A 16,980-nucleotide genomic window follows, 5' to 3' on the forward strand; every position below is an offset into this window, starting at 1 on the left:
CGGCATGATGGAACAGGTGACGCTGAAGGCGCTGGCGAACGTCTCGCATGACGAGCTCGCCGCGATTCTCTCCGGGCCGCCCGCTCAGGCCGCCGCGTGGGTAGCAGCGGCCGCGCATAACGGCATCGTCGAAGCGCAGGCGGTATATGGCCAGTATCTGCTCGACGGTCACGGCGTGGAACGCAATGCTGAAGAAGCGGTGACGTGGTTCAAGCACGCGGCCCGGCGGGATCATCCGATGGCGATGAACATGCTGGGCCGATGCTACGAACACGGCTGGGGAACCATCGCGTGCGCGCCAGTGGCAGTCTACTGGTACCGGCTCGCGGCGCAGGCGGGACTCGATTGGGGCATGTATAACTATGCGTCCGCATTGGCGCTCGGCAATGGTCTGGAGTGCGATCGCGCGCAGGCACTGCAATGGTTCCGGCGCGCCGCCGAAATGGGTCACGTAAAGTCGCTCAACTTTATCGGCAGCTTTTACGAAGACGGCTGGGAAGTCGAAGCCGACCTAAGCATCGCGCTCGACTATTACCATCGCGCGGCAGTGGGCGGTGACTTCCGCGGCCAGTTCAACTATGCGCGGCTACTGGCCGGTCGCGGTGAGATCGAAGCCGCGCTGACATGGTTGCGGCGTGTGCCGCACACGGCAACAACCGCGTTCGTTGCGAAGATGCAGGCGTGGCTTGCCGCTTCGCCGGTCAGCGCATTTCGTGCGCTGGCTAAAGGCATCTATGCAGATATGCGTGCGGACATCACATGATGCTGCATCTGCAAGGCGTACTCAGCAAACAACAGGTCGCGCAATGCCGCGAAATCCTCGACGCGGCCCAATGGATCGACGGCAATGCGACTTCCGGCGCACAGTCCGCGCAGGCCAAGCGCAACCAGCAGTTGCCCGAAGGCTCCCCCGCCGCGCGCGCGGTGGGCGATGCGATTCAGGACGCACTCGGCTGCAATCCGCGTTTCTTTTCCGCCGCATTGCCGCTGAAAGTCTTTCCACCGCTCTTTAACCGCTACGCAGGCGGCGACGGTTTCGGCACGCATGTGGACAACGCGATCCGCCAGTTGCGTGGCACCGACTTCCGTATCCGCAGCGATCTATCGGCCACGCTATTTCTCGCTGAGCCGGATACCTACGACGGCGGCGAACTCTGCGTCGAAGACACCTACGGTGTGCATCGCTCGAAGCTGCCGGCCGGCGACATGGTGCTCTACCCCGCTTCGAGCCTGCATCACGTGAGTCCCGTCACGCGTGGCGTGCGGGTCGCGTCTTTCTTCTGGATCCAGAGCATGGTGCGCGACGACGGCGAACGCGCCATGCTGTTTCAACTCGACAACGACGTGCAACGTCTGGCTGCCGAAAAAGGTTCGAACGACGCAACCGTAGTAAGTCTCACCGGCATCTATCACAATCTGCTGCGCCGCTGGGCCGACGCCTGATTGAGCGGACTCCTCGTCCCGCACAAAACAGTCTTTCTTTTTGCACCCAGAAAGAAGGCACGTCCGTGTATTTACTTTCCAGTTAGTTAAGCGCAACGTGCGTGGTTGGTGCGCGACACTGCATTTTTAGCGGCGCTTCCACGCTTCGATCCGGTTCACCATGGCTCACTAGCGGGTTATGGCGGAAGCAACTGCGCCGCGCCGACATACCGTCGCATTCGCGACGGCACCGAAATTGCTGAGTGATGAGTTAGACCGCGACGCTTCGGATGCCGACATACGGGTATCCGAAGCATCGGATACCCGCACGTCGGTTACCCGCATGTCGGTTACCCGCACGTCGGATAGCCGCATCTCGCCAGCCTGCATTGACCTTTCAATGGAGCCAGCAGACCGTCATGTCCACGACAAACAAACGTCAGGATTCGGGCGACGAGCCCGCCGCCACGCCACCCCAACCGTCTCGCCGCCGCTTTCTGCAATCGGCTGCCGCTGCTGCCACAGTCGGGGTGGCGCCGCATTTGCGCGCGCAAACACAAACTCCGGCCGCGCCGCCGCCCGCCGAAGTCCGTGCACCTGTGCCGGGCCGCCCGGTCACGCTGACCGTCAACGGCCGCGCTTACACGCTGCAACTCGAGCCGCGCGTGACCTTGCTCGATGCGCTGCGCGAATACGCGGGCCTGATGGGTACGAAGAAAGGCTGTGACCGTGGACAATGCGGCGCATGCACGGTGATCGCCGACGGCCGCCGCATCAATTCCTGCCTGACGCTCGCCGTGATGCATGAAGGCGAGACCATCACGACGGTTGAAGGACTCGCCAGCAACGGCGTGCTGAGTCCGATGCAACGAGCCTTCATCGAACACGATGCGTTCCAGTGCGGCTACTGTACGCCCGGGCAGTTGTGTTCCGCGACTGCCCTGCTCAACGAATTCCGTAACGGCACGGCCAGCACCGTGACCGCCGATGTCCGCAGCCGTCCGCCGCAACTTTCCGACGACGAGATCCGCGAACGCATGAGCGGCAACATCTGCCGCTGCGGTGCGTACGCGAATATCGTCGCGGCGGTGCGCGCCGTGCATGAGGGCAGCGGGCAGAACAGCGCAAGCGCCAGCCGCAACGGCGGCGATAACAGCGTCAACGCCTGACGGAGCGACCAGCATGGATGCGATCTCTTACGAACGCGCTAGCGATGTCGCCGGTGCCGTGCGCGCGGCGCAGCAACCGGGTGCAGTGTTCATCGGCGGCGGCACGAATCTGCTCGACCTGATGAAAGGCGGCGTGGCGCGGCCGATGCGCCTGATCGATATCACGCACATCAGCGGGCTCGATACGGTCACCACGCTACCGAACGGCGGCATCCGCATCGGCGCTCTGGTGCGCAATAGCGATGCGGCCAATCATGCGCTGGTGCGCGAGCAGTATCCGCTGCTGTCGCAGGCATTCCTGGCGGGCGCCTCGTCGCAACTGCGCAATATGGCGACGGTGGGGGGCAATCTGTTGCAACGCACCCGCTGCGGCTACTTTTACGACACCGCCTTCACACAGTGCAACAAGCGCATACCCGGCAGCGGTTGTGCGGCGCTCGAAGGCCACAATCGCACGCACGCGATTCTCGGTGCGAGTCCGCAATGCATCGCCGTGAATCCATCGGATATGAGCGTGGCGCTTGCCGCGCTCGACGCCGTCGTGCGCGTAAATGGCCCCGCAGGCGAACGGACCATTCCGTTTGCTGACTTTCATCGGCTCCCCGGTGACCGGCCCGATGTCGATACGACATTGCAGGCGGGTGAGTTGATTACCGCTGTCGATTTACCGCCACCTTTGTTCAGCACGCACGCCCACTACCTGAAAGTACGTGACCGCGCCAGTTACGCATTTGCGCTGGTCTCGGTGGCCGCCGCTTTGCAGATGGACGGCAACCACGTGACAACCGCGCGCATCGCATTAGGCGGCGTCGCGCACAAACCGTGGCGCGCGAGCGCCGCCGAGCAGATGCTCAATGGCCAGCCGCTCACGCAGGCGACGCTGCATAACGCTGCTGCCGCCGCGCTACGCGATGCCAGACCACAGCACGACAATCGTTTCAAGGTGCAGCTCGCGCAACGCGCGATTGTGCGCGCAGTGAACCAGGCCGCGGGCCGCACCGGAGGTGTCGCATGAATCTGATCGGTCAACCGCTCGACCGCATCGACGGTCTGCTGAAAGTCACCGGCGAAGCGCGCTATGCCGGCGAGTTTCCCGAAGCACGGCTCGCGCATGCGGTGCTCGTCACGAGCACGATTGCGCGTGGCACGATTGCATCGATCGATGCGAGCCGTTCGCAGGCGCTGCCCGGCGTGCTGCTGGTGATGACGTACCAGAACGCGCCGCGCCTGCCGAACGGCGGCAAACCCGCGTTGGCGCCGCCGGCCGGCCGCCGTTTGTCACTGCTGCAGGACAACCAGATTAACTACAACAACGAGCCGGTCGCGGTGGTGGTCGCCGATACGCTCGAACATGCCACCGATGCAGCGCGCCAACTGCGCATCACCTATCAAGGCACGGCCGCGACACTCGACTTCACGCTGGCCAAGCCGAACGGACACGCGCCGGACAAACCGCAGGGCCGCACAACCGACACGCAGCGCGGCAGCTTCGAAGACGGCATGCGCAGCGGCGCGGTACACATCGATGCTGTTTACACGACGCCAATGGAACACCACAACCCCATGGAGCCCCACGCGACGATGGCGCGCTGGGACGGTCCGCAACTCACGCTCTATGACTCGACGCAAGGCGTCAGCAACGCGGCGCAGGCGGTCGCCAGGACATTCGGCATGCCGGCCGGCGATGTACGCGTAATCTCGCCGTTTATCGGCGGCGGCTTCGGCTGCAAGGGCTCATCGTGGTCGCATGTGGCCTTGTGCGCGATGGCGGCGAAACAGACCGGGCGTCCGGTGCGGCTCGTCCTGGAGCGGCCGCAGATGTTCGGCCCGGTTGGCGGACGTCCGCGTACCGAGCAACATTTCGTCCTCGCCGCGCGCCACGACGGTACGTTGACCGCGATGCGCCACGACAGCATCTCGAACACGTCGATGATCGAAGACTGGACCGAGACCTGCTGCATGGTCACCCGCATGCTGTACGCGGTGCCCAATCAGGTCACCACGCACCGTATCGTGCCGCTCAATGTCGGCACGCCGACCTTCATGCGCGCACCCGGCGAGGCAACCGGCTCGTTCGCGATCGAATCGGCGATGGACGAACTCGCGGTCGCGTTGAAAATGGACCCGCTCGCGCTGCGCATCAAGAACTACGCCGACGCCGATCCGCAGGAAAACAAGCCCTGGTCGAGCAAGTCGCTGCGCGAGTGTTATCAGATCGGCGCCGAGAAATTCGGCTGGTCGCGACGCACACCCACGCCGCGTTCGATGCGCGCCGGCAACACCTTGATCGGCATGGGCATGGCGACGGCGACCTATCCGGCCAATCGCAGCGAAGCCGCGGCCATCGCGCGGATTCTGCCGGACGGCACCGCGATGGTTGCCTCCGGCACCCAGGACCTCGGGACCGGCACCTACACGGTGATGACCCAGGTGGCTGCCGATGCACTCGGCTTCGCACCGGAAAATATCCACTTCGCGCTCGGTGATTCGTCGCTGCCGAAAGCGCCGGGGTCAGGCGGCTCGCAATCGGCGGCCAGCGTCTCGCCGGCCGTGCGCGATGCCGCGATTCAGGCGCGCAATCAGTTGATCGCGCTAGCGCTTGCCGACGCGGCCTCACCGGTGCACGGCATCGCACTCGACGACATCACGGTGGAAAACGGCTGGGTCATGAGCCGCTCGCAACCCACGAAGCGCGATCCGGCGGCGGCGATCATCGCGCGCTCAGGCGGCAAGCCGATCGAAGCCACCGTGACGGTCAAACCGGGTGACGAGAAGCAGAAGTACTCGCTCCATTCGTTCGGCGCGGTGTTCGCCGAAGTCCACGTCGATGCGGACCTCGGCACGATCCGCGTGGCACGCGTGGTCGGTGTGTATGACGTGGGACGCGTGCTGAATCAGAAGACCGCGCACAGCCAGTTGATGGGTGGCATCGTATGGGGCGTGGGGGCGGCGCTCCAGGAGGAAACTTCGCTCGATACACGCTATGGGCGCTTCACCAACGCGAATCTCGCCGAGTATCACGTGCCGGTGAATGCCGATATCGGCTCGCTCGATATCACCTTCATCGATCGGCCCGATCCGTATATCAACTCGCTCGGCGTACGCGGCATCGGCGAGATCGGCATCACCGGCGTGTCGGCGGCGATTGCGAATGCGGTGTATCACGCGACCGGCGTACGCGTGCGCGATCTGCCGGTGACGCTCGATAAGGTGATGGAGACGATGCAGGTATGAGGTGGAGTCGGGGCCCTGCGCATGCACGGCCCTGGTGCCTACGCACTCCCTCGCGACCTGTCTGATCGAGCATGACGGCACACGCCGGCTTATGTATTGCCGCTTGCCTGACGATGCGTTGCAACGCACAATCGGTCTCATTCTGTCTACCGGTGCCCGTCCATGGCCTATGCCTCGCTCGCCACTGGCGTGTTGCTCGCCGCCGGCTTCGGCTCACGCTTCGACCCGGACGGCCGGCATAACAAACTGCTCGCGCACATGCCCGACGGTACGCCGGTCGCGCACGAAGCCGCGCATCGACTGCTGCGGGTTGTCAGCCGCGTGCTGGCCGTCGTGCGACCGGGTTCGGACGCGCTCGCCCGTCTCCTGAACGACGCCGGTTGCGACGTGGTGTTCACCGCCAATGCCGAACGTGGCATGGGCGCAAGCCTCGCCGCCGGCATCGAAGCCAGCGACGATGCCGAGGGCTGGCTCGTCGCGCTCGCCGACATGCCACGCATTGCCACTACGACGATCGAAGCAGTCGCGCGTTCGCTCGACGGCGGCGCTTCAATCGTCGCGCCGTTTTATCAGGGACAGCGCGGCCACCCGGTCGGCTTCGGCGTCGAACATCGGGACGCACTGATAACGCTCGACGGCGACACCGGCGCGCGCTCGCTGCTGATGTCGCAGCATGTGGTGCGGCTGGACGTCGACGACCCCGGGATTCTGCGCGACGTGGATACGCCTGACGATCTGCGCAACGTTTAGCTTGAGCGCAAGCTCGGCGCCTGCCAACCGGCGGGCTTGATCCAGGCTGGCGTTTGGGCGCATACTGTATATCCATACAGTACTATGGACGCATGGATTGGCGCATGGCGGCACCGCGCTGCGTGCATCCACGGCGCGTCAGCATGAAACGCATTCCGATTGAACCGTCTTTCGCCGCATGGCGGCGCGCCGCGCGAGCGCTGCTGCGGCAAGGTGTCGAGCCGTCGCAGATCGTGTGGCTTGAGTCCGGGAATGAAGCACCGGCCGAAAGTGATGGGGATCGCCATGGTTCGGGGCAAATTGCGCAATCTTCGGCAACGTCCGTAGCTGAAAGGATCTCCAGCACGATCGCTGTCGAGGTGCCTGTCGACGTACCAAACACGGAGCCCGCTTGCACTGGGCCAGGTGTCTCAGCCGCGCCCGCGATTCGGCGCGAACTGCTCTCCTGGCTCAACACCGCTGCATGCTTCCGCGCGCCGGACCGCTGGGCGCTGCTGTACCGCGTCCTGTGGCGCTGGACACGCGCCGAGCGCAACGTCCTCGATCTCGACGACCCCGACGGCGCGTTGCTCGATCAACGCATCAAGGCGGTCGAACACGAAACCGCCGATCTGCTGCTACTCACGCGGTTCAGACGGCGTGATCCGTCGATGGGGCTACCCGAGTTCGTCGGCTGGTACGAGCCGCATCATGACCTGCTGGAGCGCGCCGCCGCGCTATTCGCCACGCCCATGGGCGATTCCACGTGGATGCTCGCCACACCGTACGGAGCGGCGTTCTGGAATGGCATGCTGCTGCGCATCGACCGGCCGCCAGCGGAGGAACATCAGCAGACCACGCTGGCGCTACCAGAAAGCGCCATGACCGGCGAAGCCCTCACCAGCATGCCCACGGAAGCGCTCTGGCTCGCGTATTACGCCAGCGCCTTCAATGATCAGCCCTCTCCCGTGCCATTGCGTTACTGGAGAACACCGCCCGCGGGTCCACCGTTGCCCGCACACCTCGCGCGCGCGCGCAGCCGTCTCGGCGCGCAAAGCACCGCCGTTACCGTCCCGCCCGCGCCACCGGTCGAATATTCAGCGGTGACGCCCCCCTTACGGGAGCCCACAGGCCCGCTCGCCACCTGCCGCCGTTGCGCGTTGTGGCGCAATGCGAAGCAGGCGGTTGCGGGCGCCGGGCCCGCCCATGCGGCGATCATGGTGGTCGGCGAACAGCCAGGCGAGTACGAGAACCAGCAGGGCGAGCCCTTCACCGGCCCGGCCGGTCAACTGCTGGACGCCGTGCTTGCGCGCGCCGGTCTGAAACGGGAGGCGCTGTATCTGACCTACGCCGTCAAGCATTACAAATGGGAAACGCTCGACCAGGAGCGCATCCATCGAACGCCCGCGCGGCGCGAAGTCGAGGCTTGCCAGTACTGGCTGGAAAAAGAACTGACGCGGATAGCGCCGCGTGTGGTGGTCACGCTAGGCGCAACCGCGCTGAAAGCGCTGACCGGGGCGCACGTCAGTCTGTCCGAATACCTCGGCCAAACCATCGCTCATGACGGGCGCCTGATCGTACCGGCCTGGCATCCGTCGTATGCGCTACGAACGGCCGACACCAGGTTGCGCGACGATATCGTGGCGACCATTGCGACGGCATTCGGCAGCGCGGCAGCGCTGGCGGTCGACAGCGCACCCATTAAAGGTGAGCAGGTTCGGGATATGCCAAATGCACAAAGGTGAGCTTCTGCGGGAAGCCCCCACAGAATCAGCCCAGTCGGGCATGCGGCTTGCGGCGGCCACAACGTTTACACAAGCCGCGCCGATTCCGCCTAAGCTGATGTGACGCCGCACATCCAGCAAGCTTGTCTCGCGCAATATTGAAGCTTCGAATGCGGCCCCGCGCGCTTCGAAACCACCACACATCCATGAGCGAAACCAGCCCACGCCTTTTTATCGTCTCGCCCCATTTCGACGACGCCGTCTTCAGTTGCGGCGCATTACTCGCCGCCCATCCTGACGCCGCGGTCTGCACGGTGTTTGCCGCGCCCCCCGAGCAGGAGATGCATACTGAATGGGATGAAAAGTCAGGTTTCACGAGCGCCCATCAGGCCATCCACGCCCGCACGCGCGAAGACAACCTCGCGCTGGAGGTGCTCGACGCGATTCCGCTGCGCATGCCGTTTCGCGACGGCCAATACATGGACTCGCCGTCGATCAGCAAATTGGCGGCGGTGCTTGAAGAGACCATCTACCGCACGACCGCGAACACGCTGCTAATGCCGCTCGGCCTGTATCACGACGATCACGTAAGGGTGTTCGAAGCCTGCTGCGAAATCCTGCCGCGCCTGTCGCATCTCACGTGGTTCGCCTATGAGGAAGCGATTCACCGCCGCACGCCAGGTGTCGTGCAGGCGCGGCTCGCCGACCTCGCGCAACGCGGCATCGTCGCAACGCCGGCCTATCCGAGCGTAGGCCATACGATTGATCTCCAGCGCCGCACCCAGCTCAAACGCGAAGCGGTCAACGCCTACGAAAGTCAGCTGCGCGCTTTCGGTGCGGGCATTTATGACGATGTTTTCGCCGCCGAACGTTACTGGCAATTGAGCGTGGGCCGCCGCACGCGAAAGTAAGGACCGCGCCGCGTGCCGGATCGCCTACGCTTGAAGAGAATGACCGGGGCTTATGCGCATTCGACCGGCTGGACCGCCTGCTTTTCAGCTCGCTGTTCAGCCGGCGTCCCGGGCCACTTTCCGGCCCGCTTCGAAAGCCGCTTCCAAGCCCGCTTTCAGGCCCGCTTTCAGGCCCTCTTCCAGGCCCTCTTCCCAACTAAAAGAGGTGATGCAATGAGCTACGACATGCATACCAGTCCGATTCCCGACCCGAACGCCGATCCGAACCGCGACCCGGAAAGCGATTCACTGGTGCCCCCATCGCCCGGCCATCACACCGAGGAGCCGCAGCGGCCCGATGGGCCACCGGACAAAGACCCGGTGTGACGCCGTGCCGGTTGTTACCGGGCGCGTGCGTGAACGCGCGCTTTAGCGCGTCAGCTCGCTAAAGCCTTGCAAGAGACGGTCGATGTCGGCGGCGTGGATATTGCCCATCGTCGAGATACGGAATAGCTCGGCCGACAACCCGCCTTGACCGGCATAGATGACGAAACCGCGCGTTTTCAGCGCGTCGTGCAGTTGCGGATACGCCACGCCATCCGGCAAGCGGTACGCGCGCAGCACCACCGACGACTGCTCCGGCGGCAACGCACTGCCCACGCCCCGCTCGGCCAGGCCCGCGCGAGCCTGCTCGGCGAGCGCTGCATAACGTGCGTGGCGCGCCTGCCAACCGCCTTCGTCGGCGAGTTCGCGCAATGCTTCGACCAGCGCGTAGTACGCATGGACCGACGGCGTGAACGGCGTATTGCGCTGATCCTGCAAACGCGCGAGGCGCCCGAGGTCCAGGTAATACGTGCGGCTCGCCGCCTGTTCGAGCGCCGCGCGCCGCACCAGCACGAACGACGCGCCCGGCACGCCGTGCAGACACTTGTTCGCGGTCGCCGCCACGGCGTCGAGACTGGCGTCGGCGAAATCGATCGCTTCCGCGCCGAAGCTGCTGACGCCATCCACCAGCAGACGCAGACCGCGTTCGCGGCACAACGCCCCGAGCGCTTGCAGATCGTTCAGACGCCCCGTCGTGGTTTCGTGATGAATCACGGCGACGTGGGTGAACCCTTTGTCCGCGTCGAGGCGCTCGGCGATTTTCGCGAGATCCGGCGCCTGCATCCAGTCGTGTTTCAACGACTCGTGCGCGATGCCGTATTGCGCGGCAATCTGCGAAATACGCTCGCCGTACACGCCGTTTTCCACGACCAGCAGCTTGCCGTGTTGCGGCACCAGCGCGGCGGTCATGCTTTCAACAGCAGCTGTGCCGGAACCGGTCATCAGCACCGCTTGCCATTCGCCTGCGTCGAGACCATACAGTTCGACCAGACGTGTGCGCGCCTCTTCCTGCAAGTCGAAAAACTCGCTTTCACGATGGCACAAATCCGTTTGCAACAGGCTATTGCGGACACGTTCGGTGAGCGTCACCGGGCCGGGGTTGAGCAGCAACATGAGTGACACTCCTTAAACGGCGCCGATGTGGCGCATCAGGCGCGTCTTCACATCGGGCGGGGTGATAGTGGGACGCGGGAGGCCATCGGGCGTACCGCGGCGAATCGCCAGGCGCGCGAAGCGCGGGCCATGGGGCGACGGTGCTGTTTCGAACAGCTCGTCGATCACGTTGAGGTCGTCGCTTTCAACCGCCGACGCATAACCACAAGCCGCGGCGACACCCGCAAACGACACCTGCGACGATACCGTCGCCTGACCACCGGTCGAATCGTGCGCGCCGTTATCGAGCAGCACGTGCGTGAGATTCGACGGACCGTACGCACCGAGCGTCGCGAACGCGCCCATGCGCATCAGCGCGGCGCCGTCGCCGTCGAGCGCGACCACGTGCAGGTCAGGACGCGCGAGGGCAAGCCCCAACGCAAACGGCGTCACGCAACCCATCGAGCCGACCATGTACAACTGATTGGGACGGTCGTCGATGGCATAGAGTTCGCGGCCGCAAAATCCGGTCGACGCGAGCACAACCGTCGATTCGAGCGGCGTATGCGCAATGACCTTCTGCAGCGCGTCGTGACGTGAAGCCAGTTCATTTTCGGCCACGTTCCCGAATTGCGAACGCGACACAACCGGCACGCGGCGAGCGCCCGCATGGCCTTCTTTCAACTCGTACGGCGCCACGCTGCCCTTTTGCATCACGAGCGCGTACGGGCGGCCGGTTTCATCCATGTGCGCAATGGCGCGATCCAGCGCCGGGCCGATCGCGTTGGCTTCGGTCGGGAAGGTCTCCCACGGAATCTCCATCGTATCGAGCATCGCGGGCGTGACCGGGCCCATCAGCGCGTGCTGCGGTTCGTCCGCGACGCCGGGTTGCCCGCGCCACGTCACGATCAGCAATTGCGGCAGACGGAAAGTCCACGTGAGCGAGGTCAACGGGCTCACCGCATTGCCGAGGCCGGAGTTCTGCATCATGGTGATGCCACGCCGGCCGTTCTGCGCGCCGAGCGTGACACCCGCGATCAGCGCGACCGCATCGCCTTCGTTGGCCGCCGAGACGTAATGCAGCGACTCGTCCTGCAACACGTAGTTGATGAACGGCGTCAGATACGAGCACGGCACGCCTGCATACCAGTCGAAGCCACGCTCGCGAGCCGCCTCGACGAACTGTACTGCCTCGATCATTGCGCGGCTCCGCTGGCTTCGTTCGTCTTGCCGCCGACCGCTGCCGCGAACGGCGCTTGCGCATGCGCGAAATCGCCTGCACGGCGGAAGTCTTCGAGATCGTTCACGCCGCGCCAGTGGCCATGCACGTATTGCACTTCGATCGCTTCACCCGCTTCGATCAGCGCATTCAGCAGCGCGGGCATGTCGAGCGAATCGAAATCCGGGCGCGCCTGCAATTTGCTGAGTACCGCTTGCAGACGCTCACGGCCCTCTCCACGTACATTCAGCAGACCGACCCAGCGACCGTGCGGCGTTTGCGAAGCGATGGCGGAGCTTGCTTCCTGCCCGCTCGACACGTGACGCAGTGTGACCTTGCTGCCGAACAGGCCGCGATCGTCACCCGCCGAGCACCACGCGAAGTCGCGCACGCTGGCGTTTTCCGCATCGGTCAGCGACGAATCGACCACCACGCTGAACGCCGCTTCGCTCTCGACCAGGTCGCGCAGGATGTAGCTGCGGAACAGCAGATCGCCGTACGAGATGACGGTGTCGCCTGCAAGCTTGTCGGCTGCGCAGGCGAGCGACGCCAGCTCGCCGGTTTGCGCATGACGTTCGTTGACGACCAGCTTGATACCCGCCGTATCGATCGCATCGGCGCGATAACCGCCGACCACGGTGATGTCATTGACGCTCTGTTTTTTGAACGCGTCGACGAGCCAGCGCAACAGCGGCTTGCCCGCGATCGGCAGCATGACTTTCGGACGATCTTCGGTGACGGCTTCGAGCCCTTTGCCGCGGCTTGCCGCGAGCACGACGGCCGCACCGGCCGCGCGTCCACTCGACAGATAGCGGTCTTCGGCTTCCGAGTATTCGTCGGCGTCTTGCAGACGGAAGATTTCGTTGACTGCGGCGATGCTGTCTTCGACGTTGACGAGCGTTTCGCTCGAGTGAATTTCCTTGGCGACGGCCTGCATGGCCGAGGTCGCTGCGCGAATCAGATGATTCGCCCAGATGACCGTGCTGATGCCGGCTTCGCGGAACACTTCGGTGGGCGTGCTGTAGTACTTGGTCGGCACGATGACGAGCGGTCCGCGGCCAGCCCATTCGCGCGCGAACTCGAGGATTTCGTCGGGACGCGAGAGCTTGCTGTGAATCAGGATCGCATCGGCGCCCGCTTGCCGATAGGCTTCCGCGCGACGCAGCGCTTCGTCCATGCCCCAGCCGGCGATGAGTGCTTCGACGCGTGCGACGATCGAGAAGTTTTCATCCGACTGCGAGTCTTTACCGGCTTTGATCTTGCCGCAGAACTCGTCCATATCCGCGAGCGGCTGGGCTTCGCCATTGATGAAGCTATTCGTTTTCGGGAATTGTTTGTCTTCGATACAGACGCCGGCGATGCCGCGTTGTTCGAGTTTGCGCACGAGACGGCGCACGTTGTTGAAGTTGCCGTAGCCGGTATCGCCATCGAGGAGGATGGGCAGATCGCTGGCATCGGCCATGAATTCGAGGTTATCGACGACTTGCGTCCAGCTGGCTTCGTTGTTGTCGCGCACGCCGAATTGGGCGGATATCGCGAGACCCGAACCCCAGATCGCCTTGAAGCCAGCTTCGCGGACGATACGGGCGGAGAGGCCGTTGTGGGCCTCCATCATGAATTCGAGTTCGGTGCTGACGAGCATCTGACGCAGACGCGCGCTGCGGGACGCGGAGATGAATGCGGGTTCGCGGGCGTTCATTTTCTTTACTCCTGGTGGCGGGCTTATTGGTGCTCTTTTTTGCCCGGCTGGCGACTGGAAAATGGCGACTATAGCTGAAATCGTTTTTATTGGTTGTCCGGGTTGTATTCGGTTTTTATGATGTTGTTGTTAAGTGGGGAAATGTGCTGTTTTTTGCTTTTTATACAATGTGGTTGTGGGTTGGATTTTTTTGGCGTTGTGTGGAGGAATGTGATTTTGGCCCTGCGGGGCTTGGGTTTGTGGGTTTTTTTGTTATCTGGTTTGGGTTTTATATTTGGGTGTGGTTATTCGATTTATGGATTAATTTCGTTAATGGTCTATTAGTGTTGCCCCTGTGCGGGGCGGCACTTACTTTCTTTGCCGCCGCAAAGAAAGATAAGCAAAGAAAGCGGCTCACCCCGCCAGCTTATAAGCGGGTCCCTCGCACAGTTGCGGTAGTGGTGCATCTGGAATCTGTGCTCTCGCACACTCCGCGTTAATGACACAGCACTCGTCAGCTCCCACTCCGCACTACGTGCGTCGCGGATGGGTTTGCATGGGAAACCATCGGCTTCGTTTGGAGGCGGTGGGGGCCATCGGCTCCGCCGCGGCGAGGCACCTAAATTTCAAATGACAAGTTCCGCCAGTGAATGAAAGCACGAACTCGCAGGCCGAATTAAACGCCGGATATAGCTGTAGCTGTAGCTGTAGCTGTAGCTGTAGCTGTAGCTGTAGCTGTAGCTGTAGCTGTAGCTGTAGCTGTAGCTGTGGCTGTGGCTGTGGCTGTGGCTGTGGCTGTGGCTGTGGAAACACTATTGCGAGCCACGGTACTGAGCAAAACGCGGGTGAGAAAACGTAGTAGTTGGTTTTAAGAACTACGCTTCGGCGCGCGCAGCGCCGTCGGACGTATGACGCCCTTGTCACTCACGCCGAATGTGCGAGGGCACCGACTCCAGATGCACCACTACCGCGACTGTGCGAGGGACCCGCTTAAGAATTAGCGGTTTGAGCCGCTTTCTTTGCTTATCTTTCTTTGCGGCGGCAAAGAAAGTAAGTGCCTGCCCCGCACAGGGGCGAACGCTAATAGACCAATAACAATTCAAGGAAAGGCCAAAGAAGCCAGATCAAGGAAAGACCAAAACCGCAGGCAAACAGACAAACAGACAGACAAACAAAGCGCCGCGCCGGCAAAAAAACCAGCCAAACCAAAACCCCAATTAATCAGACAAAAAGAAACAGCGGGTTTCCCCTCCCCTGCAGAGCAAAGAACAACAAGCCGTAAACACAGTAAGCGAAAAGCCAACCGCTGCAAGCGAAAGAGCAAAAGAGCAAAAGAGCAACACCCCTGACCGACCACCTCGCGAAAGCGAAAGCAAAAAAGCAAACCCCATTGCTATGACTCTGAACAAAAAACTAGCCTCAATGATCGCAGTCCTCTGGACCGGCCTGATCCTGATCGGCGGCTTCGGCGCATGGCAAAACCGCGCGTCGATGATCTCGGACCGTCGCGATCAACTCACCTCGCTGATTGATCAGGCCAATCACATCGTCAATCGCTACTACACCCTCGCGCAACAGCACACGATCACCGAAGACGAAGCCAAAAAACAGGCGCTCGAAACACTCGCCGCCATGCGTTACGGCAAAGACGGCTACATCTCCGTCAACGACTCGCAACCGGTCATGCTGATGCATCCGATCAAGAAAGAAATGGTCGGCAAGAACATGGCGCAGTTCGCCGACCCGGCCGGCAACCATCTGTTCGTCGATATCGTCAACGCAGGCAATCACGACGGCGGCGGTTTCGTCGACTATCTGTGGGCCAAGCCGGGCAGCGACAAACCCGTGGCGAAAACCAGCTTCGCGAGCCACTTCGCGCCGTGGGACTGGTATCTCGTCACCGGCATGTACATGGACGACGTGCAGCACGCGTTCTACGCCAATCTGCTGCGCTGGCTCGTCATCACGGTAACGCTCGGCGCGATCGCCACAGCCGTCATGCTGCTGGTGTTACGCAGCATCCACCGCACGCTCGGGGGCGATCTCGAAGTCGCCGTCGAAGCCGCGCAACTCATGGCGCGCGGCAATCTCGCCACGCGCGTGCCGGTGCACACGAACGACACCGGCAGTCTGCTGCACGCCCTCCACACCATGCAGGCCGGTCTCGTCGATACGGTTTCGCGCGTGCGGCTCGGCACCGAAAACATCAATATCGGCGCAACCGAAATCGCCGCCGGCAACACGGATCTGTCGCAGCGCACCGAGGAGCAGGCCGCGGCGCTCGTCGAAACGGCGTCGAGCATGGATCAGATGACGGTCAACGTGAAGCAGAACGCGGACAGCGCACTGCAAGCGGCACAACTCGCCGGTCAGGCCGCGGACGTGGCCACGCGCGGCAGCCGCGTGGTCGACGACGTGGTCCGCACCATGGGCGAAATCACCAGCAGCTCACGGCAGATCGGCGACATCATCGGCGTGATCGACGGCATCGCGTTCCAGACCAACATCCTCGCGCTCAATGCCGCCGTCGAAGCAGCCCGCGCGGGCGAACAGGGGCGCGGCTTCGCGGTGGTCGCAGCAGAGGTGCGTAGTCTCGCGCAGCGCTCGGCCACGGCCGCGAAGGAAATCAAGGCGTTGATCGAGACATCCACCCATACTGTCGAAGCGGGCGCATCGCTGGTCGCCAATGCCGGTTCGACCATGGGCGAGATCGTGCAGTCCGTGCGACGCGTCAACGAAATCCTGGAAGAGATCAGCAACGCGTCGCGGGAACAGAGCGCGGGTATCGAACAGGTCAATCGCGCAGTCGGCGAAATGGATCAGGTCACGCAGCAAAATGCCGCGCTCGTCGAAGAAGCCGCCGCTGCAGCCCATTCGTTAAAGGACCAGGTGGGCGTGCTTCGCGAGGCAATCTCGAGCTTCGCTTTGCCGGCCTGAGTCCGCCGGCGCTTTTCTGACGGCGGGACGTCAGGGGAAGAGAGGCAAAAAAGAAGGCGCTCGACAGGCAGGGAGCGCCTCTTTAACACGCCGCGTCGGAGTCGACGCATCAATCGAACGAACCAGCCGCGCGGATTTTTCAAGTCCGCGCGGCTTTTTTGTGGCCGTCTGCGTCTGCGTCTGCGTCTGCGTCTGTGCCTGTGCCTGTGCCTGCGTCTGTGCCTGCCGTCTGCGTCTGCAGCGGCAGCACGGTGCGCGACGTGCTGCCCCGCCACTCTCCGCTTGCATGGCCCTCGCATCAAGATTACGTTCTGTTTACAATCTGGGCAGCGCCAGCTTCGCGGTGCACATACCGGCCATGCGGTTTCATCGGCAACTCAAGGTATTCACCGCCGCCGATCCGGGCGGCGCAAGCTAATCCCGCTGCACGCCACGCGCGTGTGGCTTTCACTCGAGGAGCACGCTCAACAGTCACGCGCAACAAGCCGCCGGCATTGCCGGT

At 63.1% G+C, this 16,980-nt stretch carries 14 protein-coding genes; 11 read left to right on the top strand and 3 right to left on the bottom strand.

Translation table 11 applies throughout. The features are described 5' to 3' along the window. Window positions 1–7 precede the first annotated feature (7 nt). The 9 genes from PQR40_RS01000 (at window position 8) to PQR40_RS01040 (ending at window position 9,555) form a co-directional block, all read left to right on the top strand. Window positions 8–763 (top strand): tetratricopeptide repeat protein, encoded by a 756-nt coding sequence (locus PQR40_RS01000; protein ID WP_408508336.1) that lies wholly within the window; start codon window positions 8–10, stop codon window positions 761–763. Next, window positions 760–1,443, top strand: a complete 684-nt coding sequence (locus PQR40_RS01005) for a Fe2+-dependent dioxygenase (protein WP_408393871.1) — start codon at window positions 760–762, stop codon at window positions 1,441–1,443. The genes PQR40_RS01000 and PQR40_RS01005 overlap by 4 nt, the downstream gene beginning before the upstream one ends. Before the next feature lie 398 nt (window positions 1,444–1,841). Continuing rightward, on the top strand, window positions 1,842–2,591 hold the full coding sequence (locus PQR40_RS01010; protein ID WP_408393873.1) for a 2Fe-2S iron-sulfur cluster-binding protein: 750 nt from the start codon (window positions 1,842–1,844) through the stop codon (window positions 2,589–2,591). A gap of 13 nt (window positions 2,592–2,604) precedes the next feature. Next, window positions 2,605–3,606, top strand: a complete 1,002-nt coding sequence (locus PQR40_RS01015; protein ID WP_408339927.1) for an FAD binding domain-containing protein — start codon at window positions 2,605–2,607, stop codon at window positions 3,604–3,606. Further along, window positions 3,603–5,825, top strand: a complete 2,223-nt coding sequence (locus tag PQR40_RS01020; protein ID WP_408508236.1) for a xanthine dehydrogenase family protein molybdopterin-binding subunit — start codon at window positions 3,603–3,605, stop codon at window positions 5,823–5,825. The genes PQR40_RS01015 and PQR40_RS01020 overlap by 4 nt, the downstream gene beginning before the upstream one ends. 162 nt (window positions 5,826–5,987) lie before the next feature. After that, window positions 5,988–6,575, top strand: a complete 588-nt coding sequence (locus PQR40_RS01025; RefSeq protein ID WP_408237205.1) for a nucleotidyltransferase family protein — start codon at window positions 5,988–5,990, stop codon at window positions 6,573–6,575. 143 nt (window positions 6,576–6,718) lie between these two features. Further along, window positions 6,719–8,299, top strand: a complete 1,581-nt coding sequence (locus PQR40_RS01030) for a UdgX family uracil-DNA binding protein (protein WP_408508237.1) — start codon at window positions 6,719–6,721, stop codon at window positions 8,297–8,299. A 185-nt stretch (window positions 8,300–8,484) separates the two neighbouring features. Then, window positions 8,485–9,189, top strand: a complete 705-nt coding sequence (locus PQR40_RS01035) for a PIG-L deacetylase family protein (RefSeq protein ID WP_408237211.1) — start codon at window positions 8,485–8,487, stop codon at window positions 9,187–9,189. 225 nt (window positions 9,190–9,414) lie between these two features. Then, window positions 9,415–9,555 carry a hypothetical protein gene (locus PQR40_RS01040; RefSeq protein ID WP_408508339.1) on the top strand — a complete coding sequence of 47 codons (141 nt, stop codon included), beginning with the start codon at window positions 9,415–9,417 and terminating at the stop codon, window positions 9,553–9,555. A 42-nt stretch (window positions 9,556–9,597) separates the two neighbouring features. Here PQR40_RS01040 and PQR40_RS01045 read toward each other — a convergent pair whose 3' ends face one another. The 3 genes from PQR40_RS01045 to aepX are packed head-to-tail and all read right to left on the bottom strand — an operon-like array spanning window position 9,598 to window position 13,562. After that, complete coding sequence (locus PQR40_RS01045; protein ID WP_408508238.1) at window positions 9,598–10,665, bottom strand: 2-aminoethylphosphonate aminotransferase; 1,068 nt, start codon at window positions 10,663–10,665, stop codon at window positions 9,598–9,600. Between the two features lie 12 nt (window positions 10,666–10,677). Next, a complete protein-coding gene (aepY, locus tag PQR40_RS01050) occupies window positions 10,678–11,844 on the bottom strand; it encodes a phosphonopyruvate decarboxylase (RefSeq protein WP_408508239.1) in 1,167 nt (388 codons plus the stop codon). Next, complete coding sequence (gene aepX / locus PQR40_RS01055; protein ID WP_408508240.1) at window positions 11,841–13,562, bottom strand: phosphoenolpyruvate mutase; 1,722 nt, start codon at window positions 13,560–13,562, stop codon at window positions 11,841–11,843. Before aepX ends, aepY begins: the two co-directional genes overlap by 4 nt. Before the next feature lie 89 nt (window positions 13,563–13,651). Here aepX and PQR40_RS01060 point away from each other — a divergent pair, with 89 nt between their 5' ends. Beyond that, on the top strand, window positions 13,652–14,041 hold the full coding sequence (locus tag PQR40_RS01060; RefSeq protein ID WP_408508241.1) for a hypothetical protein: 390 nt from the start codon (window positions 13,652–13,654) through the stop codon (window positions 14,039–14,041). A gap of 895 nt (window positions 14,042–14,936) precedes the next feature. Beyond that, window positions 14,937–16,478 (top strand): methyl-accepting chemotaxis protein, encoded by a 1,542-nt coding sequence (locus PQR40_RS01065; protein ID WP_408237226.1) that lies wholly within the window; start codon window positions 14,937–14,939, stop codon window positions 16,476–16,478. Window positions 16,479–16,980 lie beyond the last annotated feature (502 nt).

The sequence above is a fragment of the Paraburkholderia sediminicola genome, assembly GCF_046026855.1.
GTDB classification, from domain to species: Bacteria; Pseudomonadota; Gammaproteobacteria; order Burkholderiales; family Burkholderiaceae; genus Paraburkholderia; species Paraburkholderia sediminicola_A.